Here is a 15,306-nt window from a genome sequence, read left to right on the forward strand (position 1 = left end):
TTCGACGCCTTTTGAAAAGCGGTCCCGTCGCTGATGCGCCGGGGCCGTCTCGCTTTATGGAGTCTGCCTGTGTCCGGTCATCTGATGGGTGTCTACAATCGCGCGCCGCTGGAAGTGGAGCGCGGCCAGGGCGTCCGCCTGTGGTCCACCGACGGGACCGAATACCTGGACTGCGTCTCGGGCATCTCGACCAACGCCCTGGGCCACGCCCACCCCAAGCTGGTGCAGGCGGTCAAGGACCAGGCCGAGAAGCTGTGGCACGTCTCCAACATCTTCAAGATTCCGGGCCAGGACGCCCTGGCTGACGCCCTGTGCGCCAAGTCCTTCGCCGACGTGGTCTTCTTCACCAACTCGGGCACCGAGGCGGTCGAATGCGCCCTGAAGACGGCGCGCAAGTTCCACTCGGCCAACGGCCAGCCGGAACGCATCGACATCTACGGCTTCGACGGCTCCTTCCACGGCCGCACCTATGGCGCGATCAACGCCGCCGCCAACCCCAGCTACACCGAGGGCTTCGGCCCCAAGATGGAAGGTTTCCATCAGCTGAAGTGGGGCGACAAGGACGCCCTGACCGCGGCCTTCGAGAACCCGACCACGGCGGCGATCATCCTGGAGCCGGTTCAGGGCGAGGGCGGCTGCCGCGCCACGCCGGAAGAGGAACTGCGCTGGATGCGCGAGATGGCCGACAAGCACGGCGTCCTGATCATCTTCGACGAAGTCCAGTGCGGCATGGGCCGGACCGGCAAGCTGTGGGCCCACGAATGGGCCGGCATGACCCCGGACATCATGGCGGTGGCCAAGGCCCTGGGCGGCGGCTTCCCCATCGGCGCCTGCCTGTCGACGGCCGAGGCGGCCAAGGGCATGACGGTCGGCGCCCACGGCTCGACCTTCGGCGGCAACCCCCTGGCCATGGCCGTCGGCCAGGCCGCCTTTGACGAGGTGTCGTCGGACGCCGTCATCGCCAACGTCAACGAGGTCGCCGGCTACCTGAAGCAGCAACTGCACGGCCTGGCCGAGCGCTTCCCCGACGTGATCGTCGAGGTGCGCGGCAAGGGTCTGCTGGTCGGCGTCAAGCTGGTCCCCAACAACCGCGAATTCATGGGTTGGGCTCGCGACGAGGCCAGGCTGCTGGTCGCCGGCGGCGGCGACAACCTGGTCCGCATCCTGCCGCCGCTGAACATCACCCTCGAAGAGGCCCGCGAGGCTGTCGAGAAGTTTGAAACCGCCTGCGAGTTCGCCCGGACGAAGCTGTCGGCCTGATGGAAGCGGAAGGCAGGAAGCTAGCGAGAATCATCGAGGCGCGCGGCTGGCCATCGCACCGGCCGCCGCTACTTGATGAGGTTCGCGCGCTTTCTGCCTCGATGGCGCCGGTTCGTGAGCGCGGGTACTTAAAGTTCGATGAGTTCCTACGTCTAGCAAAGCTGAAGTCTTCGCAGGGCATGCATCATGTTGCGTTGAACGAGTCTCACATCGTTGAGGCCGTTACACGCATTGCGTTTTCATCTCAGCTTGAAGATGAGCGCGTGAGGATTGGCCTTCTTACGAGTTTGCGCGGAGTAGATATTCCGCGCGCCTCGGCGCTGCTGTGCTGGACGCATCCGGATAGATGGCCGGTAATCGATCGGCGAGCCTGGACGACGCTAAATCATTTGGGGTTCGTGCGGACCGGCGCCCGATTGGAACGCGGTAGCGCCAAGCAAATGATGCGTGCTTACAGTCCGAAAGAGTGGGTCGACTACGTCTCGCTCGTGAAGATCGCCTCAAATGCGATGGGTTGGTCTGCGATGGAGATCGACCAATGGCTTTACGCTTGTGACCTGAAAGACAATCTGGATCATCTGAATTGACCCGTCACTTCCTTGATATTCATCGTCTCGACGCCGCCGACCTGCGCGCCATCCTGGACGACGCCCACGCCCGCAAGCAGGCGCGCAAGGGCTGGCCGCAGGGGCGTCCCGACGCCGACGCGCCGGGCAAGGATCGCGTCCTGGCCATGATCTTCGAGAAGAATTCGACGCGCACCCGCTTCAGCTTCGACGCGGCCATTCGTCAGCTGGGCGGCTCGGCCATCATCGCCACCGCCTCGGACATGCAGCTGGGCCGCGGGGAGCCGGTCGAGGACACGGCCAAGGTCCTGTCGCGCATGGTCGACGCCGTGATGATCCGCGCCAACAACCATGAGGATGTCGAGCGTTTCGCCCGCGTCTCAAGCGTGCCGGTGGTCAATGGTCTGACCGACCGCAGCCACCCGTGCCAGATCCTGGCCGACCTGCTGACGATCGAGGAGCATATGGGCCCGGTGACGGGCAAGACCATCGCCTGGGTCGGCGACGGCAACAACGTCTGCCACAGCTTCATGCACGCGGCGGCCAAGTTCGGCTTCCGTCTGAATGTGGCCTGCCCGGCGGAATACCACCCGGATCTGCGCGATCTGGAGAAGGGCGGCGCCTACGTCCACCTGACCTCCGACCCGCGCGAGGCCGTCGCTGGCGCCGACGTCGTCGTCACCGACACCTGGGTGTCGATGGGCGATCAGGACTATGAGGCGCGCCTGGCCGCCTTCGAGCCCTATACCGTCGACGAGGCCCTGATGGAGCTGGCCAACGCCGACGCCGTCTTCCTGCACTGCCTCCCCGCGCACCGCGGCGAAGAGGTGACGGACGCCGTCATCGACGGCCCGCAGTCCCTGATCTGGGACGAGGCCGAGAACCGCATCCACGCCCAGAAGGCCGTCTTGGCTTGGTGTTTCGCAGGCGACTGAAGCCGCCTGCGAAAGGTCCTAACGCCTCGCCCGCGGGGCGAGGCTGTTTGAGGGCCGTATGCCTGCCTCCCGCATCATCAGGGAAGGCCGCCCGTCTCAGTAGGGCGTGGGGAGGGGTCGCCCGCTCAGGGTCGAGGCCAGGTGGATCAGCAGCAGGAAGGTCAGCGCCCCTGCCACCAGCATGATGAAACGCCACGGCATCATGCGTGGACCCTTCGACAAGTCCGGCGGACGGGCGCCGCGCCAGCCGGAAAAGACGGCGACGGCGATCGTGGCGGCCAGAAGGGTCAAGGTCAGCGAGGGGCTCATGGCGAGGGCAGGTGGCGCCTGGGGCGTCGCTCCGCAAGGCGGAAATCCGCGAGAAGATGAATCTAAACGCGACGTTAACCATGCCGGCGTGAAAAGCGGCTGGTCGCGATCAAGCGTTGCGGGCGATTCTCTCGTCTCAGGCGCCAGATATTGCGGTTAACGACACGTTTACACGCTTGATCTGGAGCGGTAGCGTCCCACAAAGACTCGGGAGGCGAATCAGTGAGCGCAGCAGCGCCGTGGAGCGTGAAGGGGATCGACCCCAAGGCTCGCGAGATCGCCAAGGACCTTGCGCGTCGCTCCGGCATGACGCTGGGCGAGTGGCTGAATTCCATGATCATGGACGAGCCGGACGAGGACGAGGGCGTCACGCCCCTGCCGCGCCGCACGCCCATTCCCGATCCCTATGACCGTCGCAGCCGCTCGCGCCGTCTGGACGACGTCTATGGCTACGAGGACGATCGCGCGGGTCGGATCGGCGCCTCGCTGGAGGTCATCGCCGAGCGTCTGGAGGCCGTCGAGCGCCGATCGACCGTCGCCATCCAGGGTGTGGATCAAGCCGTGGCCGGTCTGGTGCGCCGGCTGGAGAAGCAGGACGAGATCGGCCTGGGCTATGCCCGCCGCATCGACGACATCGCTGATGAGTTGCGCGAGGGTCACAAGCGCCTGCGTCGTTTCGAGCAGGAAGCGGGTCCAAGGACCGAGGAGGGCTTTGCTCGACTGGACGCCGCACTCGGCGCCGTCTCCAGCCGTCTGTTCGACCTGGATGAGCGTCAGCGCAACACCATCGGCGAGTTGCGCGCGAGGATGGAAGTGGCGGAAGCCGCCGCCGGCCCCGGTCCTGGAACCGAGGTTCTGGCTCAGGTGGGCTTGCGTCTGGACGAGGCGCAGGAGCGCACTTCGGAAGCCCTGAAGGGGCTGGAGCGGTCGTTCGCCGCCCTGGATCTGCGCCTGCGCGACGCCGAGGGCCGCATCGAGCCGGAACATGCTCGCGAGGCCGCGCGCTTCGAGAAGCTGGCCGAGACCCTGACCCGTCAGGTCGAAGGCAGCCGCGTCGAGATGATGCGGCGTCTCGACGTGGCCGAAACCGAGGGGCGGGTGGATCGCATCGAACGCGCCCTGGCCGCCGTCGGCGACCAGACGCGCGCCGCCGAGCAGCGCTCGGCCGACGCCGTGGAGGCCATGGGCCGCGAGGTTCTGCGCATCGCTCAGAACCTGAACCAGCGCGTCGAGAAGGTGGAAGCCGACGGCGCCGCTACGGGCGTCGAGGCCCTCGGCCGCGAACTGAACGAGAAGCTGGATCGTGAACTGCAGCGCCACGTCCAGGCTGTGGATCAGCGCATCACCCGATCCGACGACCAGCATGCTCTGGCGCTTGAACGACTGGGCGGCGAGATCACCCGCATTTCGGATCGTTTAAGCGAACGCATCGCCCAGTCGGAGCGCCGTTCGGCCCAGGCCCTGGACGATATCGGCCGACGTCTCGCCGAGACCGCCGACAAGAGCGAGCAGCGACATGAGCGCGCTTCGGGCGAACTGGGCGAACGGATGCGTCAGAGCGAGGAGCGCACGGCGCGACTCCTGGCGGAAGCCCGCGACAGCATCGAGCAGCGCGAGGCTCGCGCCGTCCGTCGGGAAACTCCGCTGGAAAGCCCTGAACCGGCTCCATGGAGTCCGGCCGAGAGTCCGAGCGGCGACTGGCGCGCCGCTGCTTTCGCCGATCCGGTCGATGACATCTGGTCTGACGACACCCTGGGCGGGGTGCTGGACGCCGCGCCCTTCCCCACCCCGCTGGTCAGTGACCCGGAGCCGGTCTTCGCCGATCCGCTGGACGCGGAACTAAACGCCGTCGCCGAGAGTACGCAGGCTGAGGCGTCGCCTAGCGCCCTGTTCGGCTCTTCGCCGGAACGGGCCCGGTTTGGCGCGGTGTCGATCGATCTCGACGAGGGGGTCGAGCCGGCGTTCGACGAGCCGATGGGCGACTTCGGCGGCGCTGATGTGCGGGACGTCCTGACCGGGGGCCCCTCGAGTGCGGGCGGGTTGCCGCCGCTTGTAGACGGACCGGACGACGAGGAAGAAGACGGCTTTTCAGCCGATATCGACTTTATCGACCCGGCGGCGCTGAAGGCCGGCGCGGCGGCGGGCCGGGCGTCGACTCGCGACACCCTGGACGCGGCTCGCGCCGCCATGACTGGCGCCGAGGAGGCGCCGCGGAAGGGCTTTGGTCTGAAGCGTGGCGGCAAGTCCAAGCTGCAGGAACGTTTGGACAAGCAGGCTCGTCGCGAAGGCTCGACCATGCGCAAGACCCTGGGCGCCATGGCTGTGGCGGCCCTGGCCACGGGCGGCGGCTACGCCTCGCTGCAACTGGCCGAGGGTTCGGGCCTGGTCCTGCCGGACATGGCGACCCTGACGGGCGGGGCGCCGGCGCCTGAAACGACCGAAGCCCCGATCGCCGCCGTAGCGCTCAACGCGACGCCGACCGAAGCCGTGCCGTCGCCCGATGTGGCGGCGACCGAGGGAGCGGCGCTCTATACGCGCGGCGTGTCGTTGATCGACAGCGGCGACGACAGTGGTCTGGAGTCGCTGAAACGTGCGGCTGATCTGGGTTATGGCCCGGCGCAGATGCGTCTGGCCGGTCTCTACCAGGAAGGCGGCGCCGGTCTGACGCCCGATCCGGCGGAGGCGCGCGCCTGGGCGCGGCGCGCGGCCGAGGGCGGCGAGGCCCGGGCCATGCACTACTACGCCATGCAGCTATATGACGGTGAAGGCGGCGCGCGAAATCGCGCCGAGGCCTTGGTCTGGCTGAAAAAGGCGGCCGAGGCTGGACGGGTCGACAGTCAGTACAATGTCGCGCGCCTGTACGAGAAGGGCGACGAGGGCGTGGTTCCCAACGCGACCGAGGCTTTCAAGTGGTACATGATCGCGGCCCGACGCGGCGACCAGCAGGCCTTGGCGGCGGTGCAGCGGCTGACGCCCCTGACCTCGGCCGAGACGCGCCGTGTCGCGCGCGAGGCCGCCGACGCCTTCACGGTCGAGCCGGTCGCGTAACGAGACGCGTCGAAGCGGCGGCGGGGGTGGCGGTTCGTCGCGACGCTCGCTAAGACCAGAAGCCTGATCGCCTTTCCGGCGCTGTTCTGCGTTCCCTTCCAGCCGAAGGCGCGTGCCGTGGATATTTACCTGCCGATCGCCGAGGTTTCGGTGAACTGGCCGTTCCTGGTGATGCTGGGGGCGCTGGTCGGCTTTGTCTCGGGCCTGTTCGGCATCGGCGGGGGCTTCCTGATGGCGCCGGTCCTCGTCTTCATGGGCATCCCCCCGACCGTGGCCGTCGCCAGCCAGGCCAGCCACGTCGTCGCCTCCTCGACCTCGGGCGTGATCCGTTATTCGGGCATGAAGGCGGTCGACTACCGCATCGGCGGTATCATGGCCGTGGGCGGGGCGCTGGGGGCGCTCGCGGGCGTGGAGCTGTTCCGCTACCTGCGCCTGCTGGGTCAGGCGGATCTGGTTGTGGCCGTCTCCTACCTTGTCTTCCTCGGCGCCATCGGTTCGATGATGCTGTACGAAAGCCTGACGCAGATCCTGCATCGGGTGCGGGGCGAGACCCCGCCGCGCAAGGAACGTCGCCGCCCCATGTGGCTGTACGGCCTGCCCTTCCGCATGCGGTTCCCGCGCTCGGGCCTCTACATCAGCGCCATTCCGCCGTTTGGCCTGGGCGTCTTCGCGGGCGTCCTGTCAGCCATCATGGGGGTGGGCGGCGGCTTCATCCTGGTCCCGGCCATGCTCTATGTGCTGCGGATGCGGGCCAGCGTTGTGGTTGGCACCAGCCTGTTCCAGATCATCATCACCACGGCCATCACCACTATTCTGCAGGCCGGGCGCAACCAGACGGTGGACATCGTCCTGTCGACCATCCTGCTGCTGGGCGGGGTCGTGGGCGCCCAGTTCGGGGCCAAGCTGTCGGGCCGCTTCCGCGCCGAGGAGATGCGCGCGGCGCTCGGCCTGATCGTCCTGCTGGTCGGCATCCAGATGGGGCTGGAGCTGTTCGTGCGGCCCAGCGACCTCTTCCTGTTGGCGCCGGGGGTGGGGGACTGATGTTCCAGGCCCTGCCGCCCGAACCCGCGCCCGTCGTCGCGCCCGCCCCCGCCCCGGCGCCGGGCGTCATCGAACGCTCGATCGCCACCGAGGGCGAGGTGCGCGTCGCCGCCGCCCTGACCGACGCCCAGGTCAAGGTCGACTCCAGCTTCCGCGGTGCCTCCATCGTCCTCTACGGCGCCGTGTTCAATCCGACCGACGTGCCCGCCGACGTGGTGGTGGTGGTGCGTGGTCCCGACGCCCCGGTGCGTCTGGTCAAGAAGACCCGCAACATGGGCGTCTGGCTGAACAGCCGCCCGGTCCTGTTCGAGGGCGCGCCGGGCTTCTACATGACCGCTTCGACCCGGCCCCTGTCGGACGTGGCCGACTTCGGCCAGCTGCGCCGGCTCGGCGTCGGCGTCGACCACCTGCGCATCGACGCGCCGCAGGAAAGCCGCACGGTCACCCGCTATGGCGTGCGCGATGTGGTGGTCAGCCGTCTGGGCGAGAACTACCTGGACTGGCGCCGCGCCGTGATCCGGCTGAAGGAGGCGGCGGCCCTCTACAACACCGACCCCGACGGGGTGCAGTTCGTCGACAAGGGCCTGTTCCGCGCCGAGGTCGAGCTGCCCACCGTGGCCCCGACCGGCAAATACTACGCCGAGGTCTGGCTGTTTCAGGAAGGCGCGCCGGTCTCGGTCTCCAACCTGACCCTGACCGTCGAGAAGGTCGGGCTGGAGCGCGACATCTATGAGTTCGCCCACCGGCGGCCATGGTCCTACGGCGTGCTGTGCGTCATCCTGGCGGCGTTTACGGGCTATGCGGCGTCGCGGGTGTTCAGGAGTCGTTAGTGTCGCTATCGCGCGCCGCGCGGCGGCGCGCTGCTTGAGCGACGGGGGAATGAAAAAGGGCGGCTCCTGCGAGCCGCCCTTTCCGTTTCAGTCCGAAGTCAGCCGGATCAGGCCGCCTTCTTCTCCGGGGCGAAGCGGCCGTAGAAGGTTTCGCCCTTGGCGGCCATCTCGCGCAGCAGTTCCGGCACCTTGAAGCGATCGCCGTAGGTCGCGGTCAGGCGATCGGCGGTCTCGACGAAGGCTTTCAGGCCGGTCTGGTCGATCAGGGTGATCGGGCCGCCCGACCAGGGGGCGAAGCCCCAGCCCAGGATGGCGCCCAGGTCGGCTTCACGCGGGTCGTCGATGACGCCCTCGGCCCAGCAGCGGGCAACCTCGACGGCCTGACGATACAGCAGGCGCGTCTTCAACTCATCGACCAGTTCCGGGGTCGAATCGTCGAACTTGACCGGAGCCAGTTCCGACAGACCCGTCCACAGGGTCTTGGGCTTGGTGTCATAGTCGTAGAAACCCTTGCCGTTCTTGCGCCCGTAACGACCGCCTTCGACCATCTTGGCGACGATGTCGGCGCCCTCGGCCGGGATATAGGCGTCGCCCAGGTCCAGCGCCGTCTGCTTGGCGATCTTGTAGGACAGGTCCAGAGCCACGTCGTCGTGCATCTCCAGCGGGCCGCGCGGCATGCCGGTCATGCGGCCGACGTTGTCGATCAGGGCCGGGGCGTAGCCTTCCTCGAGCATGGCCATGCCTTCCATCAGGAAGGTGGAGAAGCAGCGCGAGGTGTAGAAGCCGCGGCTGTCATTGACCACGATCGGCGTCTTCTTGATCTTCAGCACATAGTCGATGGCCTTGGCGATGGCCGCCGGGCCGGTCTTCTCGCCGAGGATGATCTCGACCAGCATCATCTTGTCGACGGGCGAGAAGAAGTGGATGCCGATGAAGTCCTCGGGGCGCACGGATGCTTCGGCCAGACCGGTGATCGGCAGGGTCGAGGTGTTGGAGCCGAAGACGGCGCCTTCAGCCAATTGCGCCTCGGCGCGTTTGGTCACGTCGGCCTTGATCTCGCGGTTTTCGAACACGGCCTCGATGACCAGGTCCGAACCCTTGATCAGGTCATAGTCGGTGGTGGCGGTGACGAGAGCCAGGGTGGCGTCGAACTTCTCCTGGGTCATCTGGCCGCGCGACAGACGCTTCTTCAGCAGTTCCTCGACGTGGGCCTTGCCCTTGTCGGCGGCTTCCTGGGTCTGATCGATCAGGACGGTCTCGATGCCGGCCATGACCTGCACATAGGCCACGCCCGCGCCCATCATGCCGGCGCCCAGAACGGCGACCTTCTTGGCGTCCGACTTCGGCACGCCCGCCGGACGCACGGCGCCCTTGTCCAGTTCCTGCTTGGACAGGAAGAGGCTGCGGATCATGGCCTGGGCCTGCGGCGTCATCAGGGTCTTGATGAAGTAGCGGGTCTCGATGCGCAGAGCGGCGTCCATCGGCACCTGAACGCCTTCATAGACGGCCTTCATCAGGTTGGTCGCGGCGGGATAGTTGCCGTAGGTCTGCTTGCGGATCATCGCATTGCCGACCAGGAAGTTCTGGATGCCGGCCGGGTGGTAGGGGCCGCCGCCGGGTAGTTTGAAGGACTTGTCGTCCCACGGCTGTACGGCCTTGCCGCCGTTCTTGATCCAGGTCTTGGCGGCCTCGACCGACTGACCCTTTTCAGCGATCTCGTGGACGATGCCTGCGCCCTTGGCGTCGTTGGGACGGAAGGACTTGCCTTCGGTCATGGCCATCATGGCGGGCTGGACGCCGATCAGGCGCGTCAGGCGCTGGGTGCCGCCGCCGCCGGGGAAGAGGCCGACCTTGATCTCGGGCAGGCCCAGCTGGATCCTGTTGTCGTTCTCGACCACGCGATAGTGGCAGGCCAGCGTCAGTTCCAGGCCGCCGCCCAAGGCCAGGCCGTTGATGGCCGCAGCCACGGGCTTGCCGCAGGTCTCCAGCGCACGCAGGGCGCCGTTCATCTTCCAGCCGGCGTCGTAGGCGTCCTGCAGGCTGGCGCCGCCGATCATGCCCCCGGCGATGTCGCCGAGGTCCGCGCCGGCGCAGAAGCCCGAAGCCTTGCCCGACGTCAGGACCGCGCCCTTGATGGCGTCGTCGGTCTTGATGCGTTCCACCAGCTGCGGGATCTCGGCCATGACGGACGAGGTCAGGGTGTTCATCGAGCGTCCCGGGACGTCGAAGGTGATCAGGGCGATGCCGTCGGCGTCGACGTCGATCTTGAAGTTTTCCATGGTCAGTCGCTCCCGATCAGACGCGTTCGATGACGGTGGCGGTGCCCATGCCGCCGCCGATGCACAGGGTGATGAGGGCGGTTTCCTTGTCCGAGCGCTCCAGCTCGTCCAGCACCACGCCGGTGATCATGGCGCCGGTGGCGCCGAGCGGGTGGCCCATGGCGATGGCGCCGCCGCAGACGTTGATCTTGTCGTGCGGGATGTCCAGCGCCTGCATGTAGCGCAGGACGACGGCGGCGAAGGCCTCGTTCAGCTCATAGAGGTCGATGTCGGTCGATTTCATGCCCAGCTTGCCGAGAAGCTTGTTGGTCACGAACTCGGGGCCGGTCAGCATGATCGACGGCTCCGAGCCGATCGAGGCGGCGCCGCGGATTTTCGCACGCGGCTTCAGGCCCAGGGCCTTGCCGGCTTCCAGCGAACCGATCAGGACGCCCGCCGAACCATCGACGATGCCCGAGGAGTTGCCGGGCGTGTGGACGTGGTTGACGCGCTCGACCTCGGGGTAGCGCTGGTTGATCACGCTGTCGAAGGCCATCTCGCCCATCATGGCGAACGACGGGTTCAGCGATCCCAGGGTCTGCATATCCGTGGTCGGACGAATGGTCTCGTCATGGTCGAGGCGCACCAGGCCCAGCTGGTCCAGAACCGGCACGACCGACTTCTTGAAGCGGCCCTCGGCCCAGGACTGGGCGGCGCGCTTGTGGCTCTCGACCGAATAGGCGTCCACGTCGGCGCGGCTGAAGCCCCACTTGGAGGCGATCATGTCGGCCGAGACGCCTTGCGGCACGAAATAGGTGGCGAAGGCGCTGGACGGATCGACCGGCCAGGCGCCGCCGTCCGAGCCCATCGGCACGCGGCTCATGGCCTCGACGCCGCCGCCGACGGCGAAGTCGGCTTCGCCGGATTTCACCTTGGCGGCCGCCATGTTCACGGCTTCCAGACCCGAGGCGCAGAAGCGGTTGATCTGCACGCCCGCCGTGGCCTGCGACCAGCCGGCGTTCAGCACGGCGGTGCGGGCGATGTCGGCGCCCTGCTCGCCCACGGGCGAGACGCAGCCGAGGATGACGTCGTCCACCTTGGAGGTGTCCAGGCCGTTGCGGTCGCGGATCGCCTCCAGCACCTGCGTCGCCAGCGACAGGGCGGTGATCTCGTGCAGGGACCCGTCCTTCTTGCCCTTGCCGCGCGGGGTGCGCACGGCGTCGTAGATGTAGGCGTCGGCCATGAATGTCTCTCTTGCTTCTAGGGTCCCTATCGCTCGGCGCGCGGCGCCTCGCTGCTTGAGGGACGGGTCTGGAATTGAAACTTGGTGCGTAGAAACCCGACGTTTACGTCAACGTCAAGTAACAAGGCGCGTGAGGGCGTTGACGGACGGAGGAAGCGTCTCCGTCCGCCGCAGGTTCCTTATGGCTTGGCCAGTCGAACCAGCTTGCCGTCTTCTTCGTCGGTGATGACCCAGACGGCGCCGTCGGCGGCGACGGCCACGTCACGGATGCGTTCGTTCAGGCCGGTGAGCAGGCGCTCCTCGCCGACGACGCGGTTGTTCTGCAGCACCAGTCGCGCCAACTGCTTGCCGCCCAGACCTGTGACCAGCAGGTTGCCCTGCCAGCCGGGGAACATGGCGCCGCTGTAGAAGGTCATGCCGCCGGGCGCGATGACCGGGTCCCAATAATAGACCGGCTGTTCCGTGCCTTCCTTCGCCGTGACGGCGTCCGGAATGGCCTGGCCGTTGTATTCGATGCCGTAGGCCACGCCCGGCCAGCCGTAGTTCCTGCCCGCCTGATCCAGATTGATCTCGTCCCCGCCGCGCGTGCCGTGCTCGACGGTCCAGATCGCGCCCGTGCCCGGCTGGACGGCGATGCCCTGCATGTTGCGGTGGCCCAACGACCAGATCTCGGGTCGCGCCCCCGCCTGGCCGACGAAGGGATTGTCGGTCGGGACCGAGCCGTCGGCGTTGATGCGGATGGTCTTGCCCATGTGCGAGCCCAGGTCCTGGGCCTGGGGCCGCATCGGCTTGTCGGAGCGTTCGCCGAGCGTGATGAACAGCTTGCCGTCCGAGGCAAAGGCCAGGGACGAGCCGAAATGCTTGTCGCCGTCATAGGTGGGCAGGGCGTGGAAGATGACCTGCACGTTCTCGACCTTAGACAGGTCGTCGGACAGGCGGCCGCGAGCCACGGCGGTACCGTTGCCGCCGTTGCGAGGTTCGGCGTAGCTCCAGTAGATCATCCGGTCCTGAGCGAAGCTCGGGCTTAGGATGACGTCCAGCAGTCCGCCCTGGCCGCGCGCCGAGACGGCGGGCAGGCCGGCGATCGGGGCGCCGACCTGGCCCTGGGCGCTGATCACCCGCATCCGGCCGGGCTTTTCCGTCACCAGCCACTGGCCGTCCGGCAGCAGGGCCAGACCCCAGGGGTGAACCAGGCCAGAGGCGATGGTTTCGTGGCGCAGGGTTCCGGCGGTCTGGACGCCTGGTGCGCGGGTCTGACCCTCGAAGGCGGGCTTTTGATCCGGATTGTTGGCGGGGCGGGTCTCGACGGGTGCGCCGGGTGCGGCGGGCGCATCCTGCCCATTGGCCCCGCAGGCGGCGGCGAGGACGAGGAGCGAGGCGGAGGCGGCGAGGACGATCGGACGCATGGGGCTCTCCTGAACAGCAGATGTCGCCCGTCAGAATGAAGCCTCGCCGCCCCGCGCGCGAGCCGAAACCGCCCGCGACCGATCGTCCCGCGCGATTTCCCTGCGGAAGCGGCTTGAACCCGAGGGAAGGCGGCGATATACGCACGCCTCTCGCGCCTCCAGGTCGGTCACGGCCTCGCGAGAGGTCCCGTAAGGGGTTGGGTAGCTCAGATGGTTAGAGCGGTGGATTCATAACCCACAGGTCGGCGGTTCGATCCCGCCTCCAACCACCACGGAACGCTTTCAAAACAATCAGTTAGAGCGCTCTCCGTCAGGGAGCCGGTGCGCACAGACCGGAACGTATCGGGAAGATTGGGACCGCTCCGGGACTCAATCCCCGGAATAGTCCCGAACCATGTTCCCGAGTCGTTCGTGCGCCAGAACGACGAAAGCCCGCCCCGGCGAACCGGAGCGGGCCTGAATAGCGGAACCTGAGGGCTCGACGCTGGAAGGGGGTCGTTCAGACCGATACCCCTAGCCCGGCCAGAGTTTAGCCCACCACGGACGCTCTATTCGCCTGACCGCCGCCGCATCCCGCGCCTCGCAGGACGTCACGATCTCCACCACGTCCGCCGTGCGTCCGTTGGCGCGGGCGAGTTGACCGGTCTGCTCGATCCCAAACACCTGCCAGTCGGCCTCGACGGCGTCGGCCGGCGGCAGGGCGGCGGACGGAACAGGCTCAGTCCACCCGCTGGGGATCAGCGAGGAGCAGCCGACAGTCGGGCCCAGCACCTGGGTTGATCCGGCACACGCCCCGGCGAGCGGCGAGAGTAGCAGCAGAGCGATCAGGGGCCTGACGGACATCGGCGGTTCCTTCCTGGACGTCATTGGTGATCTGGTTGTTTCGGGTGTCGGCGCGGTCGCGGACGGCGCTGGCGTCCTGAGCGGCGCCGGTGCGCCCCTCGGCGAAGGTCTGGCCCGCGTCGGCCTTGCGGGCGTCGTTTCGGGCACCGCGCATGGTGAAGACGGCCATGGCCAGGCTCAGAACGATGCCGAGGACCAGCAGCCCGAAGATGACCTTGGCAGACGTGTCGAAGGCCTTGATGGCGGCGATCACAGGATCAGCCCCTTTGCCTTGGCGGTCCGGGCCTTGCGATCCTCAAGCCCGATCATGCCTCATTCCCCGACACCGGCGCGCCAGACGGCTTCAGATAGATGCGCTTCTGCGGCGGCAGAGCCGGTCCCTTCGGCCATCGCATACCGCCGTCGGCCAGGCGGTTCTTGGCGATCCGGGTGATGCTGACCGCGTTCCCCTGATTGCCCCCTAGGACGTGGTAGCAGTCCTTGTCCTCCCCGACGTAGAAGCCGACATGGCCGCCGCCGGACCGCGTGAATACGAGGATGCAGCCATAGCGCGGCGCAACCAGTTTGCGGCCCCACAGGCCCCACGACGACGCCCTGACCGCAATCGGCGGCGTGTCCAGTCCGGCCTTCGTCATCACCTGAGCGGCGAAGGTTCCGCACCACGGCGTTTCGTCATCGGTGACGGTGATCCCGAGCTTCTTGGCTCCGAGGCTCTTGATCCAGCCCATGATCGTCGGGCTATGCTTTGCACCCACGACTTCGCGCACCCCGATCTGAGACCGGGCGTAGGTCATCCAGTCCGCCATTTGGCTGACTCCTGATTTGTGGTAGGGTTTGGCTAGGCAATGCCTAGAATCCCGGTCACCGCATGGGGCCGGTCGCGGCCTCGGGTTTCGCCATCCGGGGCCGTTTGCCGTTAACGCGCCTCTTCGATCTCGACCGACCCTGCCGGGGTTTCTGCCTTGATGTTCACCGTCCGGCGCTGAAGGAAGAACGTCCCCAGCGCGATCAGGGCCAGCAGGCCCATCAAGGTCCAGCCGAGGAAGTTGAGCCGCTGTGAGGCCGTCTCAGCAGGCCAGCCGCCCCAGACGATGATCCAGGTCAACGCCACCGCGCAGATCGTCAGGACCGGCGTGTAGAGGATCGCGGCCCAATCCCTCGCACTGTCGCGGGAGATGGGCCGAAAGCCGAACAGTTTGCACAGCGCCCACCAGATCATGCGGGCTTCCTCACGCGGGCGGCCGGTCGCGGCGGCGGGGTCAGGCCAGCGGTGCGGATGACGGATTCCAGGCTCTCGATATGGGCGGACAGTTCGCCTACCCGCTCCTCAAGCTCACCCAGTCGTTCCAGCAGGGCGTCCTCTCGGTCCTTCAGCGCCTTGATCGTCTCGGCCGCGATGGATTGGGCCAGGGTGATGAGATCGACCTTTGTCTTTCCCCGGCTGGAGAGCCAGTTCCAGATATTTCCGCCCCCCATGATGGTCACGGCTCCAGACAGGAGGATTTCGGCTGTGGTCATCAGTGGCCTTTCAGGCAAAGAAAAAGGCCCCGACCGGGGCCTGTGGCGT

At 67.2% G+C, this 15,306-nt stretch carries 15 protein-coding genes and 1 tRNA gene; 7 read left to right on the top strand and 9 right to left on the bottom strand.

Translation table 11 applies throughout. The annotated features are described in order from the left end of the window. Positions 1-84 precede the first annotated feature (84 nt). Genes IFE19_RS00340 through argF form a run of 3 tightly spaced genes read left to right on the top strand, consistent with a single transcriptional unit; the run spans position 85 to position 2,761 of the window. Positions 85-1,260, top strand: a complete 1,176-nt coding sequence (locus tag IFE19_RS00340; protein WP_207827302.1) for an aspartate aminotransferase family protein — start codon at positions 85-87, stop codon at positions 1,258-1,260. Continuing rightward, the gene (locus tag IFE19_RS00345) at positions 1,260-1,847 is read left to right on the top strand and encodes a hypothetical protein (RefSeq protein ID WP_207824672.1); all 588 of its coding nucleotides are present in this window, start codon (positions 1,260-1,262) and stop codon (positions 1,845-1,847) included. Before IFE19_RS00340 ends, IFE19_RS00345 begins: the two co-directional genes overlap by 1 nt. Then, positions 1,844-2,761: an ornithine carbamoyltransferase gene (gene argF / locus IFE19_RS00350; protein ID WP_207824674.1), complete on the top strand. Its 918-nt coding sequence runs from the start codon at positions 1,844-1,846 to the stop codon at positions 2,759-2,761. Before IFE19_RS00345 ends, argF begins: the two co-directional genes overlap by 4 nt. A gap of 96 nt (positions 2,762-2,857) precedes the next feature. On the opposite strand, the gene IFE19_RS00355 is transcribed toward argF, so the two are convergent. Continuing rightward, entirely contained in the window at positions 2,858-3,070 is a 213-nt protein-coding gene (locus IFE19_RS00355) for a hypothetical protein (protein WP_207824676.1), read from the bottom strand. 222 nt (positions 3,071-3,292) lie between these two features. Between IFE19_RS00355 and IFE19_RS00360 the strand changes: the two genes are divergently transcribed. The 3 genes from IFE19_RS00360 (at position 3,293) to IFE19_RS00370 (ending at position 7,989) form a co-directional block, all read left to right on the top strand. Further along, the gene (locus tag IFE19_RS00360; RefSeq protein WP_225910333.1) at positions 3,293-6,118 is read left to right on the top strand and encodes an SEL1-like repeat protein; all 2,826 of its coding nucleotides are present in this window, start codon (positions 3,293-3,295) and stop codon (positions 6,116-6,118) included. A gap of 117 nt (positions 6,119-6,235) precedes the next feature. Then, on the top strand, positions 6,236-7,159 hold the full coding sequence (locus tag IFE19_RS00365) for a sulfite exporter TauE/SafE family protein (RefSeq protein ID WP_207824677.1): 924 nt from the start codon (positions 6,236-6,238) through the stop codon (positions 7,157-7,159). Then, positions 7,159-7,989: a TIGR02186 family protein gene (locus tag IFE19_RS00370; protein WP_207824679.1), complete on the top strand. Its 831-nt coding sequence runs from the start codon at positions 7,159-7,161 to the stop codon at positions 7,987-7,989. Before IFE19_RS00365 ends, IFE19_RS00370 begins: the two co-directional genes overlap by 1 nt. A gap of 107 nt (positions 7,990-8,096) precedes the next feature. Here the strand turns inward: IFE19_RS00370 and IFE19_RS00375 are convergent, their stop codons facing one another. The 3 genes from IFE19_RS00375 to IFE19_RS00385 form a co-directional block, all read right to left on the bottom strand. Further along, on the bottom strand, positions 8,097-10,268 hold the full coding sequence (locus IFE19_RS00375; protein WP_207824681.1) for a 3-hydroxyacyl-CoA dehydrogenase NAD-binding domain-containing protein: 2,172 nt from the start codon (positions 10,266-10,268) through the stop codon (positions 8,097-8,099). A 16-nt stretch (positions 10,269-10,284) separates the two neighbouring features. Further along, positions 10,285-11,490 carry an acetyl-CoA C-acetyltransferase gene (locus IFE19_RS00380; RefSeq protein WP_207824684.1) on the bottom strand — a complete coding sequence of 402 codons (1,206 nt, stop codon included), beginning with the start codon at positions 11,488-11,490 and terminating at the stop codon, positions 10,285-10,287. A 179-nt stretch (positions 11,491-11,669) separates the two neighbouring features. Beyond that, positions 11,670-12,896, bottom strand: coding sequence for a PQQ-dependent sugar dehydrogenase (locus tag IFE19_RS00385; protein ID WP_207824686.1), 1,227 nt, complete (start codon positions 12,894-12,896; stop codon positions 11,670-11,672). Positions 12,897-13,091: 195 nt separating this feature from the next. On the opposite strand from IFE19_RS00385, the gene IFE19_RS00390 reads away from it, so the two are divergent. Next, a tRNA-Met gene (locus tag IFE19_RS00390) sits at positions 13,092-13,168 on the top strand. A 241-nt stretch (positions 13,169-13,409) separates the two neighbouring features. Here IFE19_RS00390 and IFE19_RS00395 read toward each other — a convergent pair. The 5 genes from IFE19_RS00395 to IFE19_RS00415 form a co-directional block, all read right to left on the bottom strand. Further along, on the bottom strand, positions 13,410-13,667 hold the full coding sequence (locus tag IFE19_RS00395) for a hypothetical protein (RefSeq protein ID WP_207824688.1): 258 nt from the start codon (positions 13,665-13,667) through the stop codon (positions 13,410-13,412). Next, positions 13,615-13,992: a hypothetical protein gene (locus tag IFE19_RS00400; protein WP_207824691.1), complete on the bottom strand. Its 378-nt coding sequence runs from the start codon at positions 13,990-13,992 to the stop codon at positions 13,615-13,617. Before IFE19_RS00400 ends, IFE19_RS00395 begins: the two co-directional genes overlap by 53 nt. Before the next feature lie 52 nt (positions 13,993-14,044). Beyond that, on the bottom strand, positions 14,045-14,545 hold the full coding sequence (locus IFE19_RS00405; RefSeq protein WP_207824693.1) for a TIGR02594 family protein: 501 nt from the start codon (positions 14,543-14,545) through the stop codon (positions 14,045-14,047). A 110-nt stretch (positions 14,546-14,655) separates the two neighbouring features. Beyond that, on the bottom strand, positions 14,656-14,958 hold the full coding sequence (locus IFE19_RS00410; RefSeq protein WP_207824695.1) for a hypothetical protein: 303 nt from the start codon (positions 14,956-14,958) through the stop codon (positions 14,656-14,658). Next, on the bottom strand, positions 14,955-15,257 hold the full coding sequence (locus IFE19_RS00415) for a hypothetical protein (RefSeq protein WP_207824697.1): 303 nt from the start codon (positions 15,255-15,257) through the stop codon (positions 14,955-14,957). Before IFE19_RS00415 ends, IFE19_RS00410 begins: the two co-directional genes overlap by 4 nt. Between the last annotated feature and the right edge of the window lie 49 nt (positions 15,258-15,306).

The organism is Brevundimonas pondensis, assembly GCF_017487345.1.
GTDB classification, from domain to species: Bacteria; Pseudomonadota; Alphaproteobacteria; order Caulobacterales; family Caulobacteraceae; genus Brevundimonas; species Brevundimonas pondensis.

Excerpts from the sequence above, each read along its gene's own strand:
- IFE19_RS00340 (WP_207827302.1), top strand. The coding sequence starts at position 85 with ATGGGTGTCTACAATCGCGCGCCGCTGGAAGTGGAGCGCGGCCAGGGC.
- IFE19_RS00345 (WP_207824672.1), top strand. The coding sequence starts at position 1,260 with ATGGAAGCGGAAGGCAGGAAGCTAGCGAGAATCATCGAGGCGCGCGGC.
- IFE19_RS00355 (WP_207824676.1), bottom strand. The coding sequence starts at position 3,070 with ATGAGCCCCTCGCTGACCTTGACCCTTCTGGCCGCCACGATCGCCGTC.
- IFE19_RS00370 (WP_207824679.1), top strand. The coding sequence starts at position 7,159 with ATGTTCCAGGCCCTGCCGCCCGAACCCGCGCCCGTCGTCGCGCCCGCC.
- IFE19_RS00375 (WP_207824681.1), bottom strand. The coding sequence starts at position 10,268 with ATGGAAAACTTCAAGATCGACGTCGACGCCGACGGCATCGCCCTGATC.
- IFE19_RS00380 (WP_207824684.1), bottom strand. The coding sequence starts at position 11,490 with ATGGCCGACGCCTACATCTACGACGCCGTGCGCACCCCGCGCGGCAAG.
- IFE19_RS00385 (WP_207824686.1), bottom strand. The coding sequence starts at position 12,896 with ATGCGTCCGATCGTCCTCGCCGCCTCCGCCTCGCTCCTCGTCCTCGCC.
- IFE19_RS00405 (WP_207824693.1), bottom strand. The coding sequence starts at position 14,545 with ATGGCGGACTGGATGACCTACGCCCGGTCTCAGATCGGGGTGCGCGAA.
- IFE19_RS00410 (WP_207824695.1), bottom strand. The coding sequence starts at position 14,958 with ATGATCTGGTGGGCGCTGTGCAAACTGTTCGGCTTTCGGCCCATCTCC.
- IFE19_RS00415 (WP_207824697.1), bottom strand. The coding sequence starts at position 15,257 with ATGACCACAGCCGAAATCCTCCTGTCTGGAGCCGTGACCATCATGGGG.